Source organism: Paraburkholderia sp. BR10872, assembly GCF_040965835.1.
GTDB lineage: Bacteria > Pseudomonadota > Gammaproteobacteria > Burkholderiales > Burkholderiaceae > Paraburkholderia > Paraburkholderia nodosa_A.
Genome location: NZ_JBFRCN010000028.1, coordinates 29788 through 52643 on the forward strand (window position 1 = coordinate 29788; position 22856 = coordinate 52643).

Here is a 22856-nt window from a genome sequence, read left to right on the forward strand (position 1 = left end):
GGGAAAGCCTGAGGCGCGGCGGGCGGTCGATTAGAGCCCTCCACCTTCGCGAAACCCGTCGCCAGGAACCTCACATTCGCCCCACATGACTCGCCGGGCCGTTTGCGCCGCGCCAGCTTCCGGTCCCCGAACCGGCCTTGGCGCGCCGCACGGCGCTGGCATCTCGCCGCTCGCCCCATGCGCCGCTTTCCCGCTTCCAACGAACCCGCGCTGCCCGCCACCGGGCCGCGCAACGACTGGCAGACGATCGTTTCGCTGCTGCCTTACCTCACGGCCTACAAATGGCGCGTGGCGTTCGCGCTCACCTGCCTGATCGGCGCGAAGGTGGCCAACCTCGGCGTGCCGATCGTGATGAAGCACATCGTCGACGGTCTCGCCTCGGTGCGTCATCTCACGGCGCTCGGGCGTGCGGAGCACGCACCCGGCATCGTGCTCGCGGGCGGCATCGGACTGCTCGTGGTGGCGTACGCCATCGTGCGTCTGTCGACGTCGCTGTTCACCGAACTGCGCGAAATCCTCTTTTCGAAGGTGACCGAGAGCGCCGTGCGCCAGCTCGCGCTCAAGGTGTTCCGCCATCTGCATGCACTCTCGCTGCGCTTTCACCTCGAGCGGCAGACGGGCGGCATGTCGCGCGACATCGAGCGCGGCACGCGCGGCATCACGCAGCTCATTTCATACTCGCTCTACAGCATCCTGCCGACGCTCGTGGAAGTGGGCCTCGTGCTCGGCTTCTTCGTGGTGAAGTACGAGGCGTACTACGCGATCGTCACGCTCATCGCGCTCGTCGCGTACATCGTGTTCACGGTGAAGGTAACCGAGTGGCGCACGCATTTTCGCCGCACGATGAACGAGCTCGATTCGCGCGCCAATGCACGCGCGATCGATTCGCTCATCAACTACGAGACCGTGAAGTACTTCGGCAACGAAGAGTGGGAGACGAAGCGTTACGACGAAAACCTGCACCGCTACCGCCAGGCCGCGATCAAGTCGCAGCACTCGCTTTCGGCGCTCAACTTCGGACAGCAGGCGATCATCGGCACCGGGCTCGTGTTCATCCTCTGGCGCGCCACCCAGGGCGTGATGGCGGGGCGGCTCACGCTCGGCGACCTCGTGCTCATCAATACCTTCATGCTGCAGCTCTACATTCCGCTGAATTTTCTCGGCGTGGTGTATCGGGAGCTCAAGCAAAGCCTCACCGACATGGACCGCATGTTCACGCTGCTCACCGTCGAGCGCGAAGTGGCCGACGTGCCCGGCGCGCAGGCGCTTGCGGTGCGCGGCGGCGAGGTGCGCTTTTCTCACGTGAACTTCGCGTATGAACCGTCGCGCCAGATTCTGCACGACCTGAGCTTCACGATTGCTGCGGGCACGACGACGGCCGTGGTGGGGCATAGCGGCTCGGGCAAGTCCACGCTCGCACGGCTCCTGTTCCGCTTCTACGATCTCGACCGCTCCGATCCTGGCAAAAGCGGCGGTGCGATCACCATCGACGGCCAGGATATCCGCGACGTCACGCAGGATTCGTTGCGCGCCTCGATCGGCATCGTGCCGCAGGACACGGTGCTGTTCAACGACTCGATCTACTACAACATCGCCTATGGACGGCCCACGGCAAGCCGCGAGGAAGTAATCGCCGCGGCGCGCGCGGCACACATTCACGCGTTCATCGAGAGCCTGCCCAAGGGCTACGACACGTCCGTGGGCGAGCGCGGCCTCAAGCTTTCGGGCGGTGAGAAGCAGCGCGTGGCGATCGCGCGTACGCTGCTCAAGAATCCGCCGATCCTGCTGTTCGACGAGGCGACGTCAGCGCTCGATTCGCGCTCGGAGCGCGCCATCCAGCACGAGCTCGACCAGATCGCGCGCGAGCGCACCACACTCGTGATCGCGCACCGGCTGTCGACCGTCGTGCGCGCGCAGCAGATCATCGTGATGGATCATGGGCGCATCGTCGAGCGCGGCACGCATGCGCAATTGCTGCAAGCGGGCGGACACTATGCGCAGATGTGGGCGCTTCAGCAGCAGAAGGCGGGTGAAGCGCCCCAGTCGCAGTCACAGTCCCAGGCACAACAGGGGCAGGTGGAGTTGCCGGCGGCGGGAGAAAACTGAAGAAGCGCGCCGCGCCGGCGTTGCCGCGGCGCTTTGCGTTGCCGGTCTCAGCCGTGGTGCGCGCTCGTCGAATCTCGCAGCGCGGCGTCGAGCGCCTCGAGCTGCGCGGGCGTGCCGACGTTTTCCCAGACGCCTTCGTATAGCTCGGCGCTCACGCGTCCTTGCGCGATCGCCTCGCGATAGTACGGCGTGAGCGCGCGCTTCGTGCCGGGCGCGAGATCGCGGAACATACGCGTGTCATAGAGGCCGATATTGCCGAACGTGTAGCGCGGCGCGCCGTCGAGCGCGAGCCGGCCGTCGGCGCCCAGCGCGAAGTCGCCCTTCGGGTGGAACGGCGGATTCGGCACCATCACGAGATGCATGCCCGGCTGTTCTTGCGCCGCAAGCGCTTGCGCGTGCGTGTTCAGGCGCGCGAAATCGTAGGCGCTGTAGACGTCGCCGCTCACCGCGAGGAACACCTCGGGCGCGCCCGTCGACTCGATGAGCGGCAGCGCCTGGGCAATGCCGCCCGCCGTTTCGAGCGCGTCGTGCTCGGGCGAATAGTGGAGCGTGACGCCGAAGCGCGCGCCGTCGCCGAGCGCGGCTTCGATCTGCGCGCCAAGCCATGCGTGATTGATGACGATGCGCGTGTAGCCCGCCGCGGCGAGCCGCTCGATCTGCCACACGACGAGCGGTTTGCCGCCCACGGCGAGGAGCGGCTTCGGGCAGGTGTCGGTGAGCGGACGCATGCGTTCGCCGCGTCCGGCGGCGAAGATCATGGCGGTGCGGCCGTGGCTCGCCCTGGCCGGCGTGTGATTCGATTGGGTCATGACGGCCCGTTTCAGAAGGTGTAAGCGACTTCGACGGCGCTGCCCTGCAGCTCGTCGATGAGCCGCGCGAACGGCGCGAGCGGGCGGTAGCGGTGCGCGACCTTGCTCGCGTAGGCGAGAAAGCGCGGCAGGTCGGCCATGTAATGCGGTTTGGCGTCGCGATAGTTGATGCGGCAGAACAGGCCAAGCACCTTGATGTGGCGCTGCAGGCCCATCCACTCGAGCTGGCGGTAGAACTCGCCGAAGTCGGCATCGACGGGCAGCCCCGCCTTCTTGGCGCGCTCCCAGTAGTGCGCGAAGCAGTCGAGCTCGAACGCCTCGTCCCAGCTCAGGAACGCGTCGCGCAGCAGCGAGACGACGTCGTACGTGATCGGGCCGTACACGGCGTCCTGGAAGTCGAGCACGCCGGGGTTGGGCGTGGCGATCATCAGGTTGCGGGGCATGAAGTCGCGCAGCATGAAGCTTTGCGGCTGCGCGCGCGCGCTCGCCACGAGCAGGGCGAAGGTGCGATCGAGCACGCCGCGCGTGGCTTCGTCGACCTTGCGGCCCAGATGGCGCTCCAGATACCACTCGGGCATCAGCTCCATCTCGCGGCGCATGAAGGCTTCGTCGAAGTCCGGCAGCACGCCCGGCCGCGAGCTGAGTTGCCAGCGGATCAGCGCGTCGATGGCGTCGCGCATCAGCTCGCGCGAGCGCGTGCCGGGGCCGGCTTCCTGCAGCGCATTCAGGTAGGGCGCGGTGCCGAGATCGGTCACGAGCATGAAGCCCGCGTCGAAATCGGCCTCGAGCACGCGCGGCACATGCACGCCGGCCGCCTCGAGCAACTGCGCGATCTGGGCGAATTCGCGGCTCTTTTCGGGCGGCGGGGCGTCGACGGCGATCAGCGACGCGCCGTGCGCGCCCGCGCTCGCGAGGCGGAAATAGCGCCGAAAGCTCGCGTCGGCCGAGGCCGGGGCGAGCGTCGCGAGGTCGAGGGCGTACTGGCCGGCGTGGCTGCCGAGCCAGGCGGCGAGCAGGTCGCGGCGATTGTCGGTCGGAGCGGCGCCAGGGGAAGCGGCGGGAGAATGCGCGGCAGAAAAGGTCATGAAAGCCAGAGGCAAAATCAGTGGATCAACGTCTTGCCATATAATACCCCACGACTTTTTTGACGCGACTCGCGCCAAAGCCCGCATGACGGTTCGCTCGCCGCATTCATCGTCGCTCCAGGGGGGCGATGAATTGTAATTATTTGTTTGCAGCCCGGCCTCGATCCGGTTCATCGGGAGGCGGGTGCCCAGGCGGGCCACCATCATGGAGAGGGCAGGCGGCCCGGGCCGATTCGCCAAAACCATACATGCCGCCCAGACAGTTTTTCCAGACGATCTCCCCTAGTGACGACGGCGTGCCGGGCAAGCGGCGGCTCATCGCGGCACTCCTGGCCGTACCGGGTCTGGTGCCCGCGCTCGCGCACGCCCAGCTCTCGGGCGCGGCCGCGCAGCCCGAGCAGCTCGACGGCCCGTGGAGCCTGCGGCTCGCGCCGCAACTCGAGGATCACCCCAATGCGTCGGGCCAGCACCCGGCAACGTTCGTGCTCGGCGATTCGACGACCGGCACGGTGGATACCGACCTCGCCGTGAAAGGGGCGGGGGAGTTGCGTCAGGGTTCGAACGTGGTGAAGGGCGACGCCCTGCATTACGACCAGGACACCGACATGGCCAATGCCTACGGCAATGTCACGGTCGTGCAGAACGGCACGACGTTCTCGGGGCCCGAGGCGCATTTGAAGGTCGAGGCGAACGAGGGCTTCATGCCCGCGCCGAAGTACCATTTCACGCTCACGGGCGGCTCGGGCAGCGCCGCGCGCGCCGACCTGCTGGACAGCGAGCGCTCGGTGCTCACGACCGGCACCTACACCGCGTGCCACTGCTCGACCAATCCGGCGTGGTACATCAAGGGCAGCGAGTTCGATTTCGACACCGGCAGCGACGAAGGTGTCGCGCACAACGCCGTGCTGTTCTTCCAGGACGTGCCGATCTTCGCGAGCCCGTGGCTGTCGTTCCCGCTTTCGGGTGACCGTCGCAGCGGCCTGTTGCCGCCGACGTTCTCGGTCAGTTCGACGAACGGCTACGAAATCTCGCTGCCGTACTACTTCAACATCGCGCCGAACCGCGACTTCACGTTCACGCCCGAGATCATCTCGAAGCGGGGCGTGTTCCTGCAGGGCAACTACCGGTATCTCTCGACGAATTACTCGGGTTCGATCACCGGAACGTTCCTGCCGGACGACGCGATCACGAAGACGAACCGCTACGCGCTGTTCATCCAGCACAACCAGAACTTCGGCAACGGCTTCGGCGGTTACGTCTACTACAACAAGGTCTCGGACAACACCTATCCGTCGGACCTGTCGTCGCCGGCCAACCAGTTCCTGAACGGCACGCAGACGCTGTACCAGCAGGAAGCCGGCCTCACGTACAACAACGGGCCGTGGTCCGTGCTGGGCCGCTACCAGCACTGGCAGACGGTCGAGTCGTCGACGCCGCCGTATGGCCGCGAGCCGCAGTTGAACGTGAAGTACGCGAAGTACAACGTCGGCGGCTTCGACTACGGCATGGAAGCCGACTACTCGCGCTTCCGCATCACGGAAGACAATGCGACCGAAGGCGACCGCGTCGTCTTCAATCCGTACGTGTCGTACTCCCTGATGGGGCCGGGTTACTTCGTCACGCCGAAGGTTCAGTGGCACTTCGCGTCGTACAACCTGAGCAACATCGGCCCGGCGGGCACGACCTTCGGCTCGCCTGTGGGCACGCCGAAGAGCTTCACCGAATCGATCCCGACCTTCAGCTTCGACACGGGCCTCGTGTTCGACCGCTCGGTCCGTCTGTTCGGTCAGGACTACATCCAGACGCTGGAACCGCGCCTGTACTACGTGTACACGCCATATCGCAACCAGCAGTTCGCGCCCCTGTTCGATACCGCCGAGTCGGACTTCGGCCTCGCGGAAATCTTCACGCCGAACACCTTCGTCGGCAACGACCGCATTGCCGATGCGAACCGCCTGACGGCCGCGCTCACCACGCGCTTCATCGACCCGGCTTCGGGCGACGAACGCGCGCGCTTCGTGATCGCGCAGCAGTACTACTTCCAGGATCAGCGCGTCACGCTCAACTCGGGCGAAAGCACGAGTCAGGCGACGCATTCGGACCTGATTGCGGGCGCTGCACTGAAAATCGGGGCCGGTTTCGCTTCGGAAACGGCGTTCCAATATAATGCCGACAGCAACCAGCTCACCAAGGCGAGCATCGGTTTCGGGTACAGCCCGGGAACGAGCCGCGTGCTGAACGTGGCTTACCGCTACACGCGCGCGAACACGACGCTCGACTTCCAGCCGATCAATCAGGTCCTGATCTCGGCTCAATGGCCGTTCTCGCACCGGGTGTACGCCGTGGGCCGCTTCAACTACGATCTGAACGGTCATCGGATCGTCGACGGCCTGGTCGGCATGCAGTACGACGCCGACTGCTGGGTGCTCGGGGTCGGCCTGCAGCGTTACGCGAACGGGCTCAATACGTCGGGCACGCCGAATTCGTCAACGCGGTTTCTCGCGCAGCTTACGCTCAAGGGACTGTCGAACGTCGACAACGGGCTGGTGGCGGCGTTCCGCACGGCAGTGCCGGGGTACACGCAGCTGCCGGCTCAGTCGCCGCCGGACTCGCGCTTCACTGATTATCAATAACGCGTGATCCGGAGCGCATTGCTTGCGCATCGGGGCAACGCGGTGTCGGTTGCATAGAGACGGGCGAAGCGTGCCCGCCAACATTGGAGTATCTGTGGGAATCATGAAAAAGCTTCGCCTGGCAGCGTACGCTGCGAGTCTCTTCGCCGTTGCAGGCGTGTTGCCGGCCGCGCCGGCGCAAGCTCAAGGTCTCCCGGCCGGCAACGGCCAGACGGTCGATACGATCGCCGCAGTCGTCAATGACGGCGTGATCACGCAGCGCGAGCTCGACAGCCGCGCCGAAATGATCGCTCACCGGCTGCAGCAGCAAAACGCGCCGGTTCCGCCCGATGAGCAGTTGCGCGCGCAGGTACTCAACCAGATGGTGCTCGAGCGCATTCAGCTGCAGAAGGCCAAGGAAGACGGCATCACCGTAGACGACGCCGCCGTGCAACGCACGCTGGAGCGCCTCGCCCAGGCCAACGGCATGGATCTCGCGACCTATCGCGCGCGCATCGAGGCGGCTGGGGTGCCCTGGACCACGTTCCAACGCGACGCGCGCACCGAACTCACGCTCTCGAAGCTGCGCGAGAAGGAAGTGGACAGCAAGGTCACGGTGACGGACGCCGAAGTCGCGAACTACATCGCGAGCCAGCGCGGACCGAACGCGGGCCAGTCGAACGACCTGCATTTCCAGCACATCTTCATCAAGGCGCCGCTGAACGCTTCGGAAACCGACATCGAAGCGGCGCAGGCGAAGGCCAATGCGCTGCTCAAGGAAGCCCAGTCGGGTAGCAAGTTCGAGAGCCTCGCGAAGTCGAACTCGCAGGCGAGCGACGCGGGCAAGGGCGGCGACATGGGCTTCCTGCCGCAGTCGAAGCTGCCGCCCGAATTCGTGACCGCCGCTGCCACGCTGCGTCCGGGCGAGGTGAACCCCTCGGTGATCCGCACCAACGACGGCTTCGAGATCGTGCGCCTCGTCGAGCGCCGCCAGGGCCAGGGCACGGCCGCCGACGCGCCCAAGCTCGTGCAAACGCACGTGCGCCACATCCTGCTGCGCGTGGGCGACGGCATGTCCGAGCCCCAGGCGCGCCAGAAGCTGCTCGAGATCCGCCAGGAAATCGCAGCGGGCGGCGACTTCGCCAAGTTCGCGCGCACGTACTCGCAAGACGGCTCGGCTTCGCAGGGCGGCGACCTCGGCTGGATCAGCCCGGGTGAAACCGTGCCTGAATTCGAGCGCGCCATGAATACGCTGCAGGACGGCCAGCTGAGCGAGCCGGTACGCACCGAGTACGGCTACCACCTGATCCAGGTGCTGGGCCGCCGCGACGCCGAAGGCTCGATCGCGCAGCAAATGGAACTGGCGCGCCAGGCCATCGGCCAGCGCAAGGCGGAGCAGGCCTACGCCGACTGGCTGCGTCAGCTGCGCGACAGTGCCTACGTCGATTACAAGATCGCGGGCATGACGCCGCCGCACAACTAAGCGTCACCAGGGGATCGAGCCATGAACGCCTCCGCATCGTCGTCGCCGGCTCCGCGGAGGGCGGGGCCGATCCGCATTGCCATCACCACGGGTGAGCCGGCCGGCGTCGGCCCCGAGCTGACCGCCGCTGCACTGGCGGGTGCCTCGGCGCACTGGCCCGACGCGCAGTTCGTCGTGCTCGGCGACAGTGCGCTACTCGAAGCGCGCGCGCAGGCCGCGAGCGTCGACTGGGCCGCCGTGCTGGCGAACCAGCCCGTGCAGGTCGAGCATGTGGCGCTGGCTACGCCCGCGAAGCCAGGCAAACTCGACGCCGCCAACGGTCGCTATGTGCTGGCGCTGCTCGACCGTGCCATCGACGGCGCACTGGCAGGCGAATTCGACGCCATCGTCACTGCGCCGCTGCAAAAGAGCACGATCAACGACGCCGGCGTCCCCTTCACCGGCCACACCGAATACCTCGCCGAACGCACGCACACGCCGCGCGTGGTCATGATGCTGGCGGGCACGGGCGCTCGCCCGCTGCGCGTGGCGCTCGCCACGACGCATTTGCCGCTCAAGGACGTGTCGGCGGCGCTCACGGTCGAGGGGCTCGTCGAAACCCTGAGCATCATCGACCATGACCTGCGCCATCATTTCGGCGTGCCCCTGCCGCGCATCCTCGTGACCGGCCTCAACCCGCATGCGGGCGAGAACGGCTACCTGGGGCGCGAGGAAATCGACACGATTTCGCCGGCACTGGCCGCCGCCGCCGCGCAAGGCATCGACGCGCGCGGCCCGCACCCCGCCGACACGCTGTTCCAGCCGCGCTACCTCAAGGACGCCGACTGCGTGCTGGCGATGTTCCACGACCAGGGCCTGCCGGTCCTGAAATACGCGACGTTCGGCGAAGGCATCAACGTCACGCTCGGCTTGCCGATCGTGCGCACCTCGGTCGATCATGGCACCGCGCTCGACCTCGCCGGCACTGGCCGCGCGGACGCGGGCAGCCTGATCGCCGCCCTCGACACCGCCGTTTCGATGGCGCGCCACCGGCGCGCCATCTGATTGATTCCAGAGAAGATGTCCAACAGCAGCAGACAGCACCAGGGCCACTTCGCGCGCAAGCGCTTCGGCCAGAACTTCCTCGTCGATACGGGCGTGATCGATTCGATCGTCGACGTCATCCGCCCGCAGCGCGGCGAGCGCATGGTCGAGATCGGGCCGGGTCTCGGCGCGCTCACCGAGCCGCTCGTCGAACGGCTCGCCACGCCCGAATCGCCGCTGCACGCGGTCGAGCTGGACCGCGACCTGATCGCGCGCCTCACGAAGAAGTTCGGCCCGCTGCTCGAACTCCACGCGGGCGACGCGCTCGCGTTCGACTTCGGCTCGCTCGCGGCGCCGGGCGAGAATCCCTCGCTGCGCATCGTCGGCAACTTGCCGTACAACATTTCGAGCCCGCTGCTGTTTCACCTCACCACGTTCGCCGAGCGCGTGATCGACCAGCACTTCATGCTGCAGAACGAAGTCGTCGAGCGCATGGTGGCGGAGCCGGGCAGCAAGGCGTTCGGCCGTCTCACGGTGATGCTCCAGTACCGCTATGTGATCGACAAGCTGATCGACGTGCCGCCCGAATCGTTCCAGCCGCCGCCCAAGGTGGATTCGGCGATCGTGCGCATGATTCCCTACGCGCCGCACGAACTGCCGAAGGTCAACGACGCCGTGCTCGGCGAACTCGTGACGGCCGCCTTCTCGCAGCGCCGCAAGATGCTGCGCAATACGCTCGGCGATTACCGCGAGCGCCTCGACTTCGACGCGCTGGGCTTCGATCTGGCGCGCCGCGCCGAGGAAGTGCCCGTCGAGGAGTATGTGAGCCTCGCGCAGGCGCTGGAAGCGGCTGGCGGCGCGTGATATGCGCGTGGCACGCCGCCGCCTTGCCGGTGCACTAAGCGTCGTCGCTCAGGCAGCCTCGGCGCGCTGCGCCTCGTAGGCCTTGAGCTGGCTGTAGACGACGCGCAGCACCGAAAGCTCGGCCGACGCGTGCTGCGCCGCGCCGCCGCGCTGGATGAGGTCGCCGAGCACGTGATCGGCCTCGATGCGCGAACCGTTCTGCACGTCGCGCAACATCGAGGCGGTGAGCGACGATCCCTTGGCGAACAGCATCGCGCGCGAGCGCTCGAGGAAGCTGTCGCGCACGGCATGGCCGTGTGCGGCTGCGATCGCGCGGCATTCGGCGAAGAGTCGCTCGATGATCGTGGCGCCGTCGGGCGTGGCGAGAATCACGCCAATGGGCGCGCGGAAAAGGCACGTGCTGCCCGCGAGCGACGCGAGGAACACCCACTTCTCCCACATCTCCTGAAGGATGTGATCGCTCGCCTTCACGTGAAAGCCGGCATTGCCGAACTGATCCGCCACGGCTTGCACGCGCGCCGAGACGCCGCCGCCGAGTTCGCCGAACGTGATGGCCTGCACGTCGTTCAGATGGACGATTTCGCGCTTGTCGTTGAGCGTGGACGCGATCAGGCAGACACCGCCCAGCACCGCCTGCGTACCGAAGCGCGCCTGCAGGACTTCGAGATGATGCATGCCGTTGAGCAGCGGCAGGATCAACGTGTTGGGACCGACGGCCGCGGCGAACGAATCGATGGCATTGTCGAGGTCGTAGGCCTTGCAGCTCAGCAGGACGAGATCGAACGGCTGGCCGCCTTGTGATTCGAGCGCTTCGCGCGTGACGGTCTTGACGTCGCGCAGCGTGAGATCGCCCGCCGGACTGCGGATGACGAGGCCCGCTTCGCGCAGTTGCGCGGCGCGCGCCTCGCGTACCAGAAACGTCACGTCACGTCCCGCAGCGGCGAGCCTGCCGCCGAAATAGCCGCCCGTCGCACCCGCACCGACTACCAGAATTCGCATGTCTACTCCTCGGTTCTCTCGTTCATTGCTCGCACGCTGTGCTTGCGCGTGGCTGGGGAAATTGCCGCGGCAATTTCGCGATGGCGTCCATGCTAGAGCAAATCGGCGTATCTTGCCGGCGCCGGCAGGGCTGGCCCGTTTTTGGTACAGTCCGTTTTTTGACGACGGCAAAACGGAGTACACCATGCGCCTGCTGCACACGATGATCCGGGTCGGCGACCTCGATCGCTCGATCAAGTTCTATACCGAACTGCTCGGCATGAAACTGCTGCGCCGCGAAGACTACCCCGATGGCAAGTTCACGCTGGCCTTCGTCGGGTACACGGACGAGCGCGACGGCACCGTGATCGAACTGACGCATAACTGGGATACGGCTTCCTACGATCCTGGAACGGGCTTCGGCCATCTGGCGGTCGAGGTGGAGGATGCCTACGCCGCCTGCGCGAAGATCAAGGAACAGGGCGGGACGGTGGTGCGCGAAGCCGGCCCGATGAAGCACGGGAGCACGGTGATCGCGTTCGTGACCGATCCGGACGGATACAAGATCGAGTTCATTCAGCGCAAGAAGTAAGGGCGTTGGTAGTACAGGCTGGCAATCCAGCCTGTTTCTTCGGTGAATTGTTTCGAACTGCGAATGGATTGAAATTCGACTTCAATTCGCGAACTTGCAACGGGGATATCACATCCCCGGCACCATCTCCGGCGGATGCTGCTTAAGCTGCTTTCTCGCCTCGCGAAACTCCGGAAAAATCGACTCCACCGTCTGCCAGAACCTTGGGCTGTGATTCATCTCGCGCAAATGCGCGAGCTCATGCGCCACCACATAGTCCACGACGGAGAGCGGAAAATGAATCAGCCGCCAGTTCAGGCGAATTCTCCCTTCGCTTGAACAGCTGCCCCATCGCGTCGCTGCCGAAGAAAGCGCATAAGACCGGAACGAGACGCCGAGCTTCTCGGCATACACCTCGAGCCGCTCGCCGAAAATCCGCGTCGCTTCGCCCTGCAGCCACCCCGTCACGCGGTCCTTGATCTGCTGCGCGTCGGCATGCGGCGGCAGCGGCAACGCAAGCACGCGCGTCTCCTGATCGAACGCGAGCAAGGAAGCCCCCAGCTTCACCGTGATCGGCTTGCCAAGATAAGGCAGCTCGGCCCCATCGCTCCATTCCACGCGCGGCAAGGCGCGCTGCTCCGTGCGCGTCTGCCATTCGGCGAGCTTGGCGAAGATCCACCGCTGCTTCTCGGCGATAGCGGTCTCGATATCGGCGATCGCGACCCACCTGGGCGCCGTGATGCTGAGCCCGGTGCCGTCGATCACGAACCCGATCGATTTGCGCGACGAGCGCTTGAGCCGGTAATGCAGCGTACGCGCGCCAAGCGCGACAGAACGCAGCCGCGTGCCATCGGGTGCAAGCGGCGCCTTGCCGGGCTTTTCAGGCGAGGGCGGAGTCCCGCGCTGCGGTGTGAGGGAGGGAGAGGATGCATCGGGCGCCACGACAGGCGCCGGTTCAGCAAAGAGCGGCAAGTCGAGTTGCCGGTTGTCGAGTGCCGCGGCTGGGCGCGGCGCGGGGGACTTCTGCATCGTCAGGCCTGGTGCGGATGGGCGTGCGCGGCGTGGACGTGTGCCGTTCGCGGGGCGTTTGCGCGGAGCTTCTGGCGCAGTGTTGCGCGGCGCGCCCAGCCGTGCAGCGAGCAGCGCCCACATCCGCGCCACCACGCTTCGCGCGGCGTGAGCGAGCCCGCTCTGTGCCTCAAATCCGTGCCGCCTTCGCCGCTGCGCCATCCGTTCCGCGATAAGCCTCAGGATCGATCCGCCGCATTTCCGTTTCGATCCACGTTTGCACGCGCGTGTTCACTTCGTCGGGCGTGAGTCCGGTCGTCTCGATCGGCTTGCCGATCGACACCGTGACTATACCCGGATATTTGATGAACGAGTTTCGGGGCCAGACGTGGCCCGCGTTGTGCGCGATCGGCACCACGGGCGCGCCCGTTTCGATGGCGAAGCGCGGGCCGCCGGTCTTGTACTTGCCTGTCTTGCCCACCGGTATGCGCGTGCCTTCGGGGAACATGATCACCCAAGCGCCTTCGGCCATGCGCTGCTTGCCCTGGCGGATCACCGAGGTGAATGCGTTCTTGCCTTCCTTGCGGTTGATGTGAACCATCTTCAGCATGCCCAGCGCCCAGCCGAAGAACGGCACGAACAGCAGCTCGCGCTTGAACACGTAGCACATGGGCCGCGGCATGAGCGCGGGGAACGCCAGCGTCTCCCATGCGGACTGGTGCTTCGAAAGCAGCACAGCCGGCCCGTCGGGCAGGTTCTCCATGCCCTCGATGCGGTAGCGAATGCCACAGAGGTGGCGCGCAACGAAGAGCGTGGAGCGGCACCAGCCCACGGCCATCCAGTAGCGCCGCGTCGCGTTCAAGAATGGGAACGCGATAAAGCACGCCGTGGCGTACGGCATCGTGTAGACGATGAAATAGATGAACAGCAGCAGGGAGCGGAGAAAGCGCATCGGTCGAGCCGGTTTAAAGTTCGCGTAAGCCGCCTGCGCCTCTACGCAGTGACGTTCGCGAGAAAGTCGAGCGCGAAAGCGCGCAGGTCGTCGTGGATCAGCGTGCCTTCGGGCAGGCCGCCGGCGGCGAGCGTTTTCTCGCCCTTGCCCGAACGCACGAGGTGCGTGCGAAAGCCGAGCGCCGCGCCTGCCTGCAGGTCACGCAGCGAGTCGCCTACCACCGGGGTGCCGGCCGGATCGATCTCGAAGCGTTCCGCAATCATCTTGAGCAGGCCCGGTTGCGGCTTGCGGCACTCGCAGTGGTCCTGCGCCGTGTGCGGGCAGAAGAACACGGCGTCGATGCGGCCGCCCACGGCTGCCGCCTGGCGGTGCATCTTCGCGTGCATGGCGTTGAGCGCGGCCATGTCGAACAGTCCGCGCCCGATGCCCGACTGGTTCGACGCCACCGCGACGCGATAGCCCGCCTGGTTCAGGCGTGCGATCGCTTCGAGGCTGCCGGGTATCGCGACCCATTCGTCCGGCGACTTGATGAACGCGTCGGAGTCGACGTTGATCACGCCGTCGCGGTCGAGGATCACGAGTCTTCTGGTGGTGCTGGTCGGCATGGCGTTTCGCTCAGTTCCCCTTGTTTCCGCTTGTTTCCGCTTCTTTGCGCTTATGCAGCGAGTCGCGAGATGTCCGCGACGCTGTTCATCTGGCGATGCAGCGCCTTGAGCAGCGCGAGACGGTTCGCACGCAGCGCCGGGTCTTCGGCGTTGACCATCACGTCGTTGAAGAACGTGTCCACGGTTTCGCGCAGCGCCGCGAGCGCGGTGAGCGCGCCCGTGTACTCGCGTGCGGCGAGTTGCGTTTCCACGCGCGGCGCGACCTGTTCGAGCTGCGCGAACAGCGCCTTCTCGGCGGATTCGACGAAAAGGGCGATCTGCACGTCGGCGTCTTGCGCACCCTCGGACTTCTTGAGGATGTTCGAGATGCGCTTGTTGGCCGCCGCGAGCGAGGCCGCTTCCGCGAGCGCAGCGAATTCGCGCACCGCGTCCAGACGCGAGACGATGTCGTCGAAGCGCGTGGGGTTCAGTGCGAGTACCGCGTCCACTTCGGTGGCCGCGAAGCCGCGTTCGCGCAGCATGCCGCGCAGGCGGTCCATGCAGAACTCGTAGATGGCCTGGGTCGACTCCGTCACGGCCTCGATGCCGGCAAATTGCGCGGAGGTAGCGCGCAGCAGCTCGACGAGGTCGAGCGGCAGCTGCTTCTCGACGAGAATACGCAGCACACCCAGCGCGTGACGGCGCAGCGCGAACGGATCCTTTTCGCCCGTGGGCGCGAGGCCGATGCCCCAGATGCCGACGAGCGTTTCCAGCTTGTCCGCGAGCGCGACGATCGTGCCCGTCGTGGTGGCGGGCAGGGCGTCGCCGGAGAAGCGCGGCTGGTAGTGCTCGGAGCAGGCGATCGCCACGTCTTCGGGCTCGCCGTCGTGGCGCGCGTAGTAGGTGCCCATCGTGCCTTGCAGCTCGGGGAATTCGCCCACCATGTCGGTCAGCAGGTCGGCCTTCGCGAGGCGCGCGCCGCGTTCCGCGAGCGCGATATCGGCGCTGCACATCAGGGCGATTCGACCGGCGAGCGCTTCGAGGCGCTCCACGCGTTGCAGCTGCGAGCCGAGCTTGTTGTGATACACCACGTTCGCGAGCAGCGGCACACGGTCGGCCAGCGGCTTCTTCTTGTCCTGCTCGAAGAAGAACTTCGCGTCGGCCAGACGCGGGCGCACCACGCGCTCGTTGCCCTCGACGATCTCGTCGGGCGCTTGTGTCGCGATGTTCGAGACGATCAGGAAGCGCGAGCGCAGCCGGCCCTGGTCGTCGGTGAGCGCGAAGTACTTCTGGTTCGTCTGCATCGTGAGGATCAGGCATTCCTGCGGCACTTGCAGGAATTCGTCCTCGAACTTGCATGCGTACACGACCGGCCATTCGACGAGCGAATTCACTTCGTCGAGCAGCGACTCGGGCATGACGACCCTGTCGCTGCCAGCCTGTTCGATCAGTTGCGCGCGGATCGACTCGCGGCGGTCGGCGTAGCTCGCGATCACGAAGCCCTTGTGCTGGAGCGTGTGCGCGTACTCGTCGGCGTGCTGGATGGCGATCAGGCCTTCCGAGAGGAAGCGGTGGCCGCGCGTGGTGTCGTCGGCGTCGACGCCGAATGCCGTGACCGGCACGATCTGGTCGCCGTGCAGCACCGTAAGGCGATGCACCGGGCGCACGAACTGCACGTTGCTGCCGTCCGGGCGCTGGTAGGTCATGACCTTCGGGATCGGCAGCTTGCCGAGCGCTTCGTCGAGCACGGCCTGAAGCCCGTCGGCGAGCATGGCGCCCGGCGCCGAGTAGCGCAGGAAGAACGCTTCGTTCTTGCCGTCGCTCGCGCGTTCGAGGTCGCTCACGGGGAAATCGGGGAAGCCAAGCGCCGCGAGCTTCTTCGCGAGCGGCGCAGTGGGCTGGCCGTTGGCGTCGAGGGCGACCGAAACGGGCAGCACTTTTTCGCGCACCTGCTTTTCGGGCGCGACGCTGCGCACGTTCCTGATCGCGACGGCGAGGCGGCGCGGCGTCGCGTAACGTTCGAACGAGAGATCGCCTTCGATCAGGTCGCGCGCGGCGAGGCGCTGCGCGATGCCTTCGGCGAACGCGTCGCCCAGGCGCGCGAGGGCCTTCGGCGGCAGTTCCTCGGTCAGCAGTTCGACGAGGAGAGTGGCGTGATGAGCTTGCGTCATTGTTCTTGAGATCCGGTCATGCCTCGTCGAACTTGCGTTCGACCTTCAGCGGCGGCGCCCAGGCGGGCATCGCGGCGTCCTGTTCGTCGGTGGTCAGGCCCGGCACGCCGTGCACGGGGTTGCCGAGCATCGGGAAGCCGAGCTTCTCGCGCGACTCGTAGTACGACTGCGCCACGCTGCGCGACAGCGCGCGAATGCGGCCGATGTACGCTGCGCGCTCCGTCACGGAGATCGCGCCGCGCGCGTCGAGCAGGTTGAACGTGTGGCCGGCCTTGAGCACGAGTTCGTACGCGGGCAGCGCGAGCTGCAGATCGATCATGCGCTTCGCTTCGCTTTCGTACGCGTTGAAGAACGTGAACAGCAGGTCGACGTTCGCGTGCTCGAAGTTGTAGGTCGATTGCTCGACTTCGTTCTGGTGGTAGACGTCGCCATACGTGAGGCGGCGCATTTCCGGGCCGTTCGGGCCCGGCTCTTCCCACTCGGTCCAGACGAGGTCGTAGACGTTCTCGACCTTCTGCAGATACATCGCGAGACGCTCGAGACCGTAGGTGATTTCGCCGAGCACCGGCTTGCAGTCGATGCCGCCCACCTGCTGGAAGTAGGTGAACTGCGTGACTTCCATGCCGTTGAGCCACACTTCCCAGCCGAGGCCCCAGGCGCCGAGCGTGGGATTCTCCCAGTCGTCTTCGACGAAGCGCACGTCGTTCTGCTTCAGGTCGAAGCCGAGCGCCTCGAGCGAGCCGAGGTACAGGTCGAGAATGTTCTCCGGCGCGGGCTTGAGCACCACCTGGTACTGGTAGTAGTGCTGCAGACGGTTCGGGTTCTCGCCGTAGCGGCCGTCCTTCGGGCGGCGCGAGGGCTGCACATAGGCCGCGCGCCACGGCTCGGGGCCGATTGCGCGCAGGAAGGTGTGGACGTGCGAGGTGCCGGCGCCGACTTCCATGTCGATCGGCTGGAGCAGTGCGCAGCCCTGCTTGTCCCAGTAAGACTGGAGCGTCAGGATGATTTGCTGAAACGTGAGCATGTGTGCCTGCAGTGTCTTTCGGGCTTTCGGGGGCGGAATGCGGCGGCCGGAGCCAGGCGAGCGCGCCGGCGGGGCGGCGATGCTCCGCTTTGCCCCTTCCCCTTGCGTGGCCCGGGCCGGGAGGCGGCCAGGTGCTAAAACGTTGAATTTTACCGGATTGCCGGAGCCTTGAGACCTGGACGGGGTTCGGGCGGCCGGCAGCGGTATGGTTGCGTCTTCAGCGCGAGGTTTCGTGTGCTTTGCGCGGCTTATTTTCCGTTGGTCGGCTTGCGTTCCTTCGCGCTCTTGAAAGCCGGTCCGAACGCAAAGCCGAGCGCCAGCAGCAGCAACGAAATGGCGATCACCGTGTTGTTGCCGCTCGTCACGTAAGGCGTGAAGCCGCTCGTGCCTTCAACCTTCACGTCGAGCGAACCGACCGTGAACGTCGGCAGGCGTGCGATCACGCGGCCTTTTGCGTCGATGGCGGCGGTGGCGCCCGTGTTGGTCGCGCGCAGCATCGGGCGGCCGGTTTCGAGCGAACGCATGCGCGCGATCTGCAGGTGCTGGTCGAGCGCGATGGTGTCGCCGAACCACGCCAGGTTCGTCGAATTGATCAGGATGCCCGGCGAGGTCGGGCTCTCGCGCACGGTGCGCGCGATCTCCTCGCCGAAGATGTCCTCGTAGCAGATGTTCACGGCCACGAGCTCACCGTGCACATGGAAGGGCGGCTGCACGGGCGCCCCGCGCGCGAAGTCGCCGAGCGGGATGTTCATGAGATTGACGAACCAGCGGAAGCCCCAGGGCACGAATTCGCCGAAGGGCACGAGGTGATGTTTGTCGTAGCGATAGAGGCCGTTCTGGCCCGGCGTGATGCCGAAGAGGCTGTTGGTGTAGTCGATCACGCGCCCGTCGGACGTGATCGTGCCGCCCACGGCGCCGAACAGGATGGCCGTGTTGGTGCCGTCGGCGAAGGCGCGAACATCGCGGCCGAACTTCTGGGGAATTTCCTGCACGAGTACCGGCACCGCGGTTTCGGGCGTGACGACGAGATCGGCGGCCTTTTCGGTAATCAACTTCTGGAATTCGTTGAGGGCGTCGATCGTGCCCTGCTCGGAGAACTTCATGTCCTGCTTGACGTTGCCTTGCAGCAGCCGCACGTTGAGCGGCGTGCCGGAGGGTTGCGTCCACGAAACGAGCGAGAGCAGCAGGCCGGCGGCGATCACGGCGAGTGCAAGCAGCGCCGGCGTCGCCACCGCGCCGCGCCGGGGCGCCGTGCCGCCTTGGCCTTTTACGTCGCTCGCACGCAAAACCGCCTGCGCGATGAGCGCCGCGACGAGCGCGAGCACCCAGCCCACGCCAAACACGCCCACGATCGGCGCAAAACCGGCAAGCGGACCGTCCACTTGCGCGTAGCCGCTCGAAAGCCAGGGAAAACCGGTGAACACATAGCCGCGCGCCCATTCGCCGAGCGCCCATGCACTCGCGAACGCGAACGCGCCGTGCCAGGTGGGCGAGAACGGCAACTCGCCGCTGCGGCCGTTCTTCGCATGCCCCGCGCAAAACGACCAGACGAGCGAGGCGAGCGCCGGATATAGACCGAGGTAAAGCGAGAACAGCACGAGCGCGGCGCCCGCGAGCACCGCGGGCATGCCGCCGTAGAAGTGCATGCTCACGTAGAGCCACCACACGCCGCTCACGAAGTTGCCGAAGCCGAACGCCCAGCCCGTGAAGAGCGCGCTTTTCCAGCCGGTGGTGCGCGTGAGCCAGAAGTAGAACAGCGCAAAGATCGCAATGGCGAGCCAGCCGCCGTGCGGCGTGGGCGCGAACGACAGCGTGTTGAGCGCGCCCAGCGCGGCGGCGGCGAGATAGTGCCAGAAGGGCAGCGCGCGGCGCGCGGCGCCGTTGGTGGTTTCGCTCGCGCGCGTCTCGGTGTGCGTGCGGGTATCGATCGGTTCGGCCATGCGGTGCGTGGAATGCGATGGAAAGCGCGCTGAAAAGCGCGAGCGCGGATTGCGCGACGAGCGCAACGATAGCACTTTCGTGCGACGGTACCGGGACGGCCTCCAGGGGACGGATCGGAGCGTCGGCGCGGCTGAAGCAAAAACGCCAGCCGCAAGGCTGGCGTCGTCTAAGCGTAGGCCGCGCGCTCGCGCTTCCTCAGGTACCCGGCGGCTGCAGCGCGGCTTCGCGCTGTCCTGCCATTGGGTCGCGCCGCACCAGCAGCATGTGAACCTGACGTGCGTCGGCGCGCAGCACCTCGAAGATCAGGTCGTCGATGCGCACCTTCTCCCCGCGATGCGGCACGTGCCCGAAGTGATTCGTGACGAAGCCGCCGATCGTATCGACTTCTTCATCCGGGTAATGGGTGCCGAACGCCTCGTTGAACTGCTCGATTTCGGTGAGCGCGCGCACGCGGAACCGCCCGTCGGGCGAGGCGATGATGTTGCCGCTTTCCTCGTCGAAGTCGTACTCGTCCTCGATGTCGCCCACGATCTGCTCCAGCACGTCCTCGATCGTGATGAGACCGGCCACGCCGCCGTATTCGTCCACGACGATGGCGATGTGATTGCGGTTCTGGCGAAAGTCGTGCAGCAGCACGTTCAGGCGCTTGGACTCGGGGATGAACACGGCCGGGCGCAGCATGCCGCGCACGTCGAATTCCTCTTCGGCGTAATAGCGCAGCAGGTCTTTCGCGAGCAGCACGCCGATCACGTTGTCGCGGTTGCCGTCGTACACGGGGTAGCGCGAGTGCGCTTTCTCCAGCACGTACGGAATGAATTCGTCAGGACTGTCGGCGATGTTGATCGCGTCCATCTGGGCGCGCGGGATCATGATGTCGCGCGCGCAAAGCTCGGACACCTGGAACACGCCTTCGATCATCGAAAGCGAATCGGCGTCGATCAGGTTGCGCGCGTGCGCGTCCTGGAGGATTTCGAGAAGCTCGCTGCGAGAGTCGGGCTCGGGCGAGATGAAGTCGGTCAGCCGCTCGAGTAGCGAGCGCTTTTCCTGCGGTTTGTCGGTCTGGCGTCGACTGGGATAAGAGTCGTTCATGGTGGTGCGCCCTTTGCCGCGGGGGGCAGGGCGCGCTGTTGCGGAGGGTTAAGGATACAACATGCCTATGGCGCGACCGTGTAATGCCACACATTGGACACACACCGGCAGATCCATCCTAACGCAGATGCGGCGTGGCCGCCCGGTGGACGAAAAAGCGGCGCGCCGTGACGTCACCCGTGACGCCGACCTCAAGCGCAGCGCGCGAGCAGCCGCTCCAGGGCGCGGTCGCGCATGCCGCTCTCGCGCAGCGCATCGACGGTGCGGCGCACGTAGTCGAGTGTTGTGCCATAGCGCCCCGACGCGCAGCCGAACACGGTGCGCACCGTGGCTTCGGAAAGCTTGCCGGTGTAAGTCGCCACATCACGGCGCATGACGAAGGCGAGCGCGTCGACGCGGCGGCCGTCTGCGAGCACACAGGGCAGCCAGGCGGGGCGGTACGAGCCCATCGGCATCTCGCGGCGCCAGAGCGCTTCGAGGTGCGGCATCACGCCCTCGGCGGCGAGGCGGAACGCGACGCCCGCGCACGAGCCGCCGCGGTCGAGCGCGAGGACGAGGCCGGGCTGCTCGGGCGTGCCGCGGTTCACGCGCGACCACAGGTACAGCCCGCGATGGTAGCCGTGCACGCGCGAACGCACGTTCTCGACGGTGGGCAGCCCTGGGTTCCAGATCAGCGAGCCATAGCCGAACAGCCAGATGTCGCTCGCGCCGTCCCAGCCTTGCGCCTTTAGCGTGCAGTCGAGCGAGGCGCTCAACTCGTCTTCGCTCAGGAGCCGTGACTCGCCGAGCGCCGGCGGGTAGCCGGGGCAGGGCACGCTCGCATCGCCCGCCTCGGGCAGTGCTGAGGGTTCGGCGAAATCGGGCGTGCGTTTGTCGTTCATGGCGGGGGCTTACTTGTACGGATCAGGAAAGCCTAGCGAGTTGAGCACCTCGGTCTCGATGCCTTCCATCTCTTCGGCTTCGGTCTCGACTTCGTGATCGTAACCCTGCGCGTGCAGCGCGCCATGCACGAGCAGATGCGCGTAGTGCGCGGCGAGCGGCTTGCCCTGCTCGGCGGCTTCCTTTTCCACCACGGGGCAGCACAGGATCAGATCGCCCGTGACCGGGTCGTCCTCGCTCTCCGCGTACGCGAAGGTGAGCACGTTGGTCGCGTAGTCCTTGCCGCGATACGTGCGGTTCAGCGTGCGGCCTTCCTCGGCGTCGACGAAGCGCACGGCCAGTTCCGCGTCCGCGAAGAGCGCGGCCTTGAGCCACGCCGCCACGGTGGCGCGCGGCAGCGCGGCCTTGTGCTCGGGGAACGCCTTCGCGGCGGGGAACTGCACGGTCAGTTTGAGTTTTGGTGCGCGGGGCATGGGGCTCGAGCTATGAAGCGACGCAGGCGGCGGCGTTAGCGCGCGTCGCCAACGCCTTCGTCCTTTTTCGAATGCGCGTCATACGCCTCGACGATACGCGCGACGAGCGGATGGCGCACGACGTCCGCACTCGTGAAGTGCGTGACGGCGATGCCGCGCACGTCCTTGAGCACATGCTGCGCTTCGATCAGGCCGCTCTTGTGGCCGCGCGGCAAGTCGATCTGCGTGGTGTCGCCGGTCACGACCGCCTTCGAGCCGAAGCCGATACGCGTGAGGAACATCTTCATCTGCTCGGGCGTGGTGTTCTGCGCCTCGTCGAGAATGATGAACGCGTGATTGAGCGTGCGCCCGCGCATGTAGGCGAGCGGCGCGATTTCGATCATCTGGCGCTCGAACATCTTCGCGGTCTTGTCGAAGCCGAGCAGATCGTAAAGCGCGTCGTAGAGCGGACGCAGATACGGATCGACCTTCTGCGACAGATCGCCGGGCAGGAAGCCGAGACGCTCGCCCGCTTCCACGGCCGGACGCGTGAGCACGATGCGCTTGACCTGGTCGCGCTCGAGCGCGTCCACGGCGCAGGCCACGGCGAGATAGGTCTTGCCGGTGCCCGCGGGCCCGATGCCGAACGTCACGTCGTGCGAGATGATCTGCTTCAGATATTCGCGCTGCGCAGGCGTGCGGCCGCGCAGGTCGGCACGGCGCGTGTAGAGCTTCGGGCCCAGTTCCTCGACGTCGACGCCTTCGCTCGCGGGCTCGTCGAACGGATGATCGGGGTCGCCGCGAAAACGCGGGTCGATCTCGGAAGCGTCGTTGCCGCCGCTATTGCCGCCATTCACATTGCCGCGCATGCCGCCGCTGCCGTTGCCGCGCGGATCGTTCGCCGAGTTGCTGCCGAAGTTCGCAGGGTGCCGGGCTTCGACGAGCGCGAGCTGAATGTCGTCGACGGAGAGCGGATCGCGCGCCTGGTTGTAGAAGTTTTCGAGCGCCGCGAGCGCCAGCTTGGCGCCACGCCCGCGAATCGTGATGCGATGGCCGCGCCGCGCGAGCGTCACGTCGAGCGCTTGCTCGATCTGCCGCAGGTTTTCGTCGAGCGGGCCGCAGAGGTTGGCGAGCCGCGCGTTGTCGTCGCGCGGCGCGGTGAATTCCAGATGCTGCTGATTGGGCTTCAAGGTGTCTCTGAACTCCTGAATTCCTGGCTGGGTGC

General features: G+C 66.2%; 19 protein-coding genes. 6 read left to right on the forward strand and 13 right to left on the reverse strand.

Annotated features, from left to right (window positions below):
- Positions 1-177 precede the first annotated feature (177 nt).
- Positions 178-2106, forward strand: a complete 1929-nt coding sequence (locus AB4Y43_RS21655; protein WP_368728742.1) for an ABC transporter ATP-binding protein/permease — start codon at positions 178-180, stop codon at positions 2104-2106.
- 47 nt (positions 2107-2153) lie between these two features.
- Here the strand turns inward: AB4Y43_RS21655 and murU are convergent, their stop codons facing one another.
- A complete protein-coding gene (gene murU, locus AB4Y43_RS21660; protein WP_069262972.1) occupies positions 2154-2864 on the reverse strand; it encodes an N-acetylmuramate alpha-1-phosphate uridylyltransferase MurU in 711 nt (236 codons plus the stop codon).
- A gap of 62 nt (positions 2865-2926) precedes the next feature.
- On the reverse strand, positions 2927-4000 hold the full coding sequence (locus AB4Y43_RS21665) for an aminoglycoside phosphotransferase family protein (RefSeq protein ID WP_368728743.1): 1074 nt from the start codon (positions 3998-4000) through the stop codon (positions 2927-2929).
- Between the two features lie 248 nt (positions 4001-4248).
- Between AB4Y43_RS21665 and AB4Y43_RS21670 the strand changes: the two genes are divergently transcribed.
- The 4 genes from AB4Y43_RS21670 to rsmA all read left to right on the forward strand — a co-directional run bounded on the left by AB4Y43_RS21670 (position 4249) and on the right by rsmA (position 9982).
- Positions 4249-6633 carry an LPS-assembly protein LptD gene (locus AB4Y43_RS21670; protein ID WP_069262895.1) on the forward strand — a complete coding sequence of 795 codons (2385 nt, stop codon included), beginning with the start codon at positions 4249-4251 and terminating at the stop codon, positions 6631-6633.
- A gap of 94 nt (positions 6634-6727) precedes the next feature.
- A complete protein-coding gene (locus AB4Y43_RS21675; RefSeq protein ID WP_176732847.1) occupies positions 6728-8095 on the forward strand; it encodes a peptidylprolyl isomerase in 1368 nt (455 codons plus the stop codon).
- Between the two features lie 21 nt (positions 8096-8116).
- The gene (gene pdxA / locus AB4Y43_RS21680) at positions 8117-9139 is read left to right on the forward strand and encodes a 4-hydroxythreonine-4-phosphate dehydrogenase PdxA (RefSeq protein ID WP_368728744.1); all 1023 of its coding nucleotides are present in this window, start codon (positions 8117-8119) and stop codon (positions 9137-9139) included.
- Between the two features lie 15 nt (positions 9140-9154).
- Positions 9155-9982 carry a 16S rRNA (adenine(1518)-N(6)/adenine(1519)-N(6))-dimethyltransferase RsmA gene (gene rsmA / locus AB4Y43_RS21685; RefSeq protein ID WP_368728745.1) on the forward strand — a complete coding sequence of 276 codons (828 nt, stop codon included), beginning with the start codon at positions 9155-9157 and terminating at the stop codon, positions 9980-9982.
- A 48-nt stretch (positions 9983-10030) separates the two neighbouring features.
- Here rsmA and panE read toward each other — a convergent pair whose 3' ends face one another.
- Positions 10031-10981: a 2-dehydropantoate 2-reductase gene (gene panE / locus AB4Y43_RS21690; RefSeq protein ID WP_368728746.1), complete on the reverse strand. Its 951-nt coding sequence runs from the start codon at positions 10979-10981 to the stop codon at positions 10031-10033.
- Between the two features lie 184 nt (positions 10982-11165).
- Between panE and gloA the strand changes: the two genes are divergently transcribed.
- Positions 11166-11552 (forward strand): lactoylglutathione lyase, encoded by a 387-nt coding sequence (gene gloA, locus AB4Y43_RS21695; RefSeq protein ID WP_342948422.1) that lies wholly within the window; start codon positions 11166-11168, stop codon positions 11550-11552.
- 108 nt (positions 11553-11660) lie between these two features.
- Here gloA and AB4Y43_RS21700 read toward each other — a convergent pair whose 3' ends face one another.
- From AB4Y43_RS21700 to AB4Y43_RS21745, 10 genes are all read right to left on the reverse strand, one after another.
- Positions 11661-12560, reverse strand: coding sequence for a M48 family metallopeptidase (locus tag AB4Y43_RS21700; protein WP_368728747.1), 900 nt, complete (start codon positions 12558-12560; stop codon positions 11661-11663).
- A 169-nt stretch (positions 12561-12729) separates the two neighbouring features.
- Positions 12730-13491, reverse strand: a complete 762-nt coding sequence (locus AB4Y43_RS21705) for a 1-acyl-sn-glycerol-3-phosphate acyltransferase (protein ID WP_069262889.1) — start codon at positions 13489-13491, stop codon at positions 12730-12732.
- Between the two features lie 41 nt (positions 13492-13532).
- Complete coding sequence (gene gmhB / locus AB4Y43_RS21710; protein WP_368728748.1) at positions 13533-14096, reverse strand: D-glycero-beta-D-manno-heptose 1,7-bisphosphate 7-phosphatase; 564 nt, start codon at positions 14094-14096, stop codon at positions 13533-13535.
- A gap of 50 nt (positions 14097-14146) precedes the next feature.
- A complete protein-coding gene (gene glyS, locus AB4Y43_RS21715) occupies positions 14147-16246 on the reverse strand; it encodes a glycine--tRNA ligase subunit beta (protein ID WP_368728749.1) in 2100 nt (699 codons plus the stop codon).
- Positions 16247-16262: 16 nt separating this feature from the next.
- Positions 16263-17270: a glycine--tRNA ligase subunit alpha gene (gene glyQ / locus AB4Y43_RS21720; RefSeq protein WP_083245137.1), complete on the reverse strand. Its 1008-nt coding sequence runs from the start codon at positions 17268-17270 to the stop codon at positions 16263-16265.
- Positions 17271-17518: 248 nt separating this feature from the next.
- The gene (lnt, locus tag AB4Y43_RS21725; protein WP_342948424.1) at positions 17519-19210 is read right to left on the reverse strand and encodes an apolipoprotein N-acyltransferase; all 1692 of its coding nucleotides are present in this window, start codon (positions 19208-19210) and stop codon (positions 17519-17521) included.
- A gap of 196 nt (positions 19211-19406) precedes the next feature.
- Positions 19407-20300, reverse strand: coding sequence for an HlyC/CorC family transporter (locus AB4Y43_RS21730; protein ID WP_342948425.1), 894 nt, complete (start codon positions 20298-20300; stop codon positions 19407-19409).
- A 191-nt stretch (positions 20301-20491) separates the two neighbouring features.
- Positions 20492-21181: a gamma-glutamylcyclotransferase gene (locus AB4Y43_RS21735; RefSeq protein WP_342948426.1), complete on the reverse strand. Its 690-nt coding sequence runs from the start codon at positions 21179-21181 to the stop codon at positions 20492-20494.
- Positions 21182-21190: 9 nt separating this feature from the next.
- Positions 21191-21652 (reverse strand): rRNA maturation RNase YbeY, encoded by a 462-nt coding sequence (gene ybeY / locus AB4Y43_RS21740; RefSeq protein ID WP_368728750.1) that lies wholly within the window; start codon positions 21650-21652, stop codon positions 21191-21193.
- Between the two features lie 35 nt (positions 21653-21687).
- A complete protein-coding gene (locus tag AB4Y43_RS21745; protein WP_368615894.1) occupies positions 21688-22821 on the reverse strand; it encodes a PhoH family protein in 1134 nt (377 codons plus the stop codon).
- Positions 22822-22856: the final 35 nt, after the last annotated feature.

Coding starts and splice junctions, on each gene's coding strand:
- AB4Y43_RS21700 (WP_368728747.1), bottom strand. CDS start 12,560: ATGCAGAAGTCCCCCGCGCCGCGCCCAGCCGCGGCACTCGACAACCGG.
- murU (WP_069262972.1), bottom strand. CDS start 2,864: ATGATCTTCGCCGCCGGACGCGGCGAACGCATGCGTCCGCTCACCGAC.
- gmhB (WP_368728748.1), bottom strand. CDS start 14,096: ATGCCGACCAGCACCACCAGAAGACTCGTGATCCTCGACCGCGACGGC.
- AB4Y43_RS21670 (WP_069262895.1), top strand. CDS start 4,249: ATGCCGCCCAGACAGTTTTTCCAGACGATCTCCCCTAGTGACGACGGC.
- AB4Y43_RS21735 (WP_342948426.1), bottom strand. CDS start 21,181: ATGAACGACAAACGCACGCCCGATTTCGCCGAACCCTCAGCACTGCCC.
- AB4Y43_RS21730 (WP_342948425.1), bottom strand. CDS start 20,300: ATGAACGACTCTTATCCCAGTCGACGCCAGACCGACAAACCGCAGGAA.
- ybeY (WP_368728750.1), bottom strand. CDS start 21,652: ATGCCCCGCGCACCAAAACTCAAACTGACCGTGCAGTTCCCCGCCGCG.
- glyS (WP_368728749.1), bottom strand. CDS start 16,246: ATGACGCAAGCTCATCACGCCACTCTCCTCGTCGAACTGCTGACCGAG.
- gloA (WP_342948422.1), top strand. CDS start 11,166: ATGCGCCTGCTGCACACGATGATCCGGGTCGGCGACCTCGATCGCTCG.
- panE (WP_368728746.1), bottom strand. CDS start 10,981: ATGCGAATTCTGGTAGTCGGTGCGGGTGCGACGGGCGGCTATTTCGGC.
- glyQ (WP_083245137.1), bottom strand. CDS start 17,270: ATGCTCACGTTTCAGCAAATCATCCTGACGCTCCAGTCTTACTGGGAC.
- lnt (WP_342948424.1), bottom strand. CDS start 19,210: ATGGCCGAACCGATCGATACCCGCACGCACACCGAGACGCGCGCGAGC.
- rsmA (WP_368728745.1), top strand. CDS start 9,155: ATGTCCAACAGCAGCAGACAGCACCAGGGCCACTTCGCGCGCAAGCGC.
- AB4Y43_RS21705 (WP_069262889.1), bottom strand. CDS start 13,491: ATGCGCTTTCTCCGCTCCCTGCTGCTGTTCATCTATTTCATCGTCTAC.
- pdxA (WP_368728744.1), top strand. CDS start 8,117: ATGAACGCCTCCGCATCGTCGTCGCCGGCTCCGCGGAGGGCGGGGCCG.
- AB4Y43_RS21655 (WP_368728742.1), top strand. CDS start 178: ATGCGCCGCTTTCCCGCTTCCAACGAACCCGCGCTGCCCGCCACCGGG.
- AB4Y43_RS21665 (WP_368728743.1), bottom strand. CDS start 4,000: ATGACCTTTTCTGCCGCGCATTCTCCCGCCGCTTCCCCTGGCGCCGCT.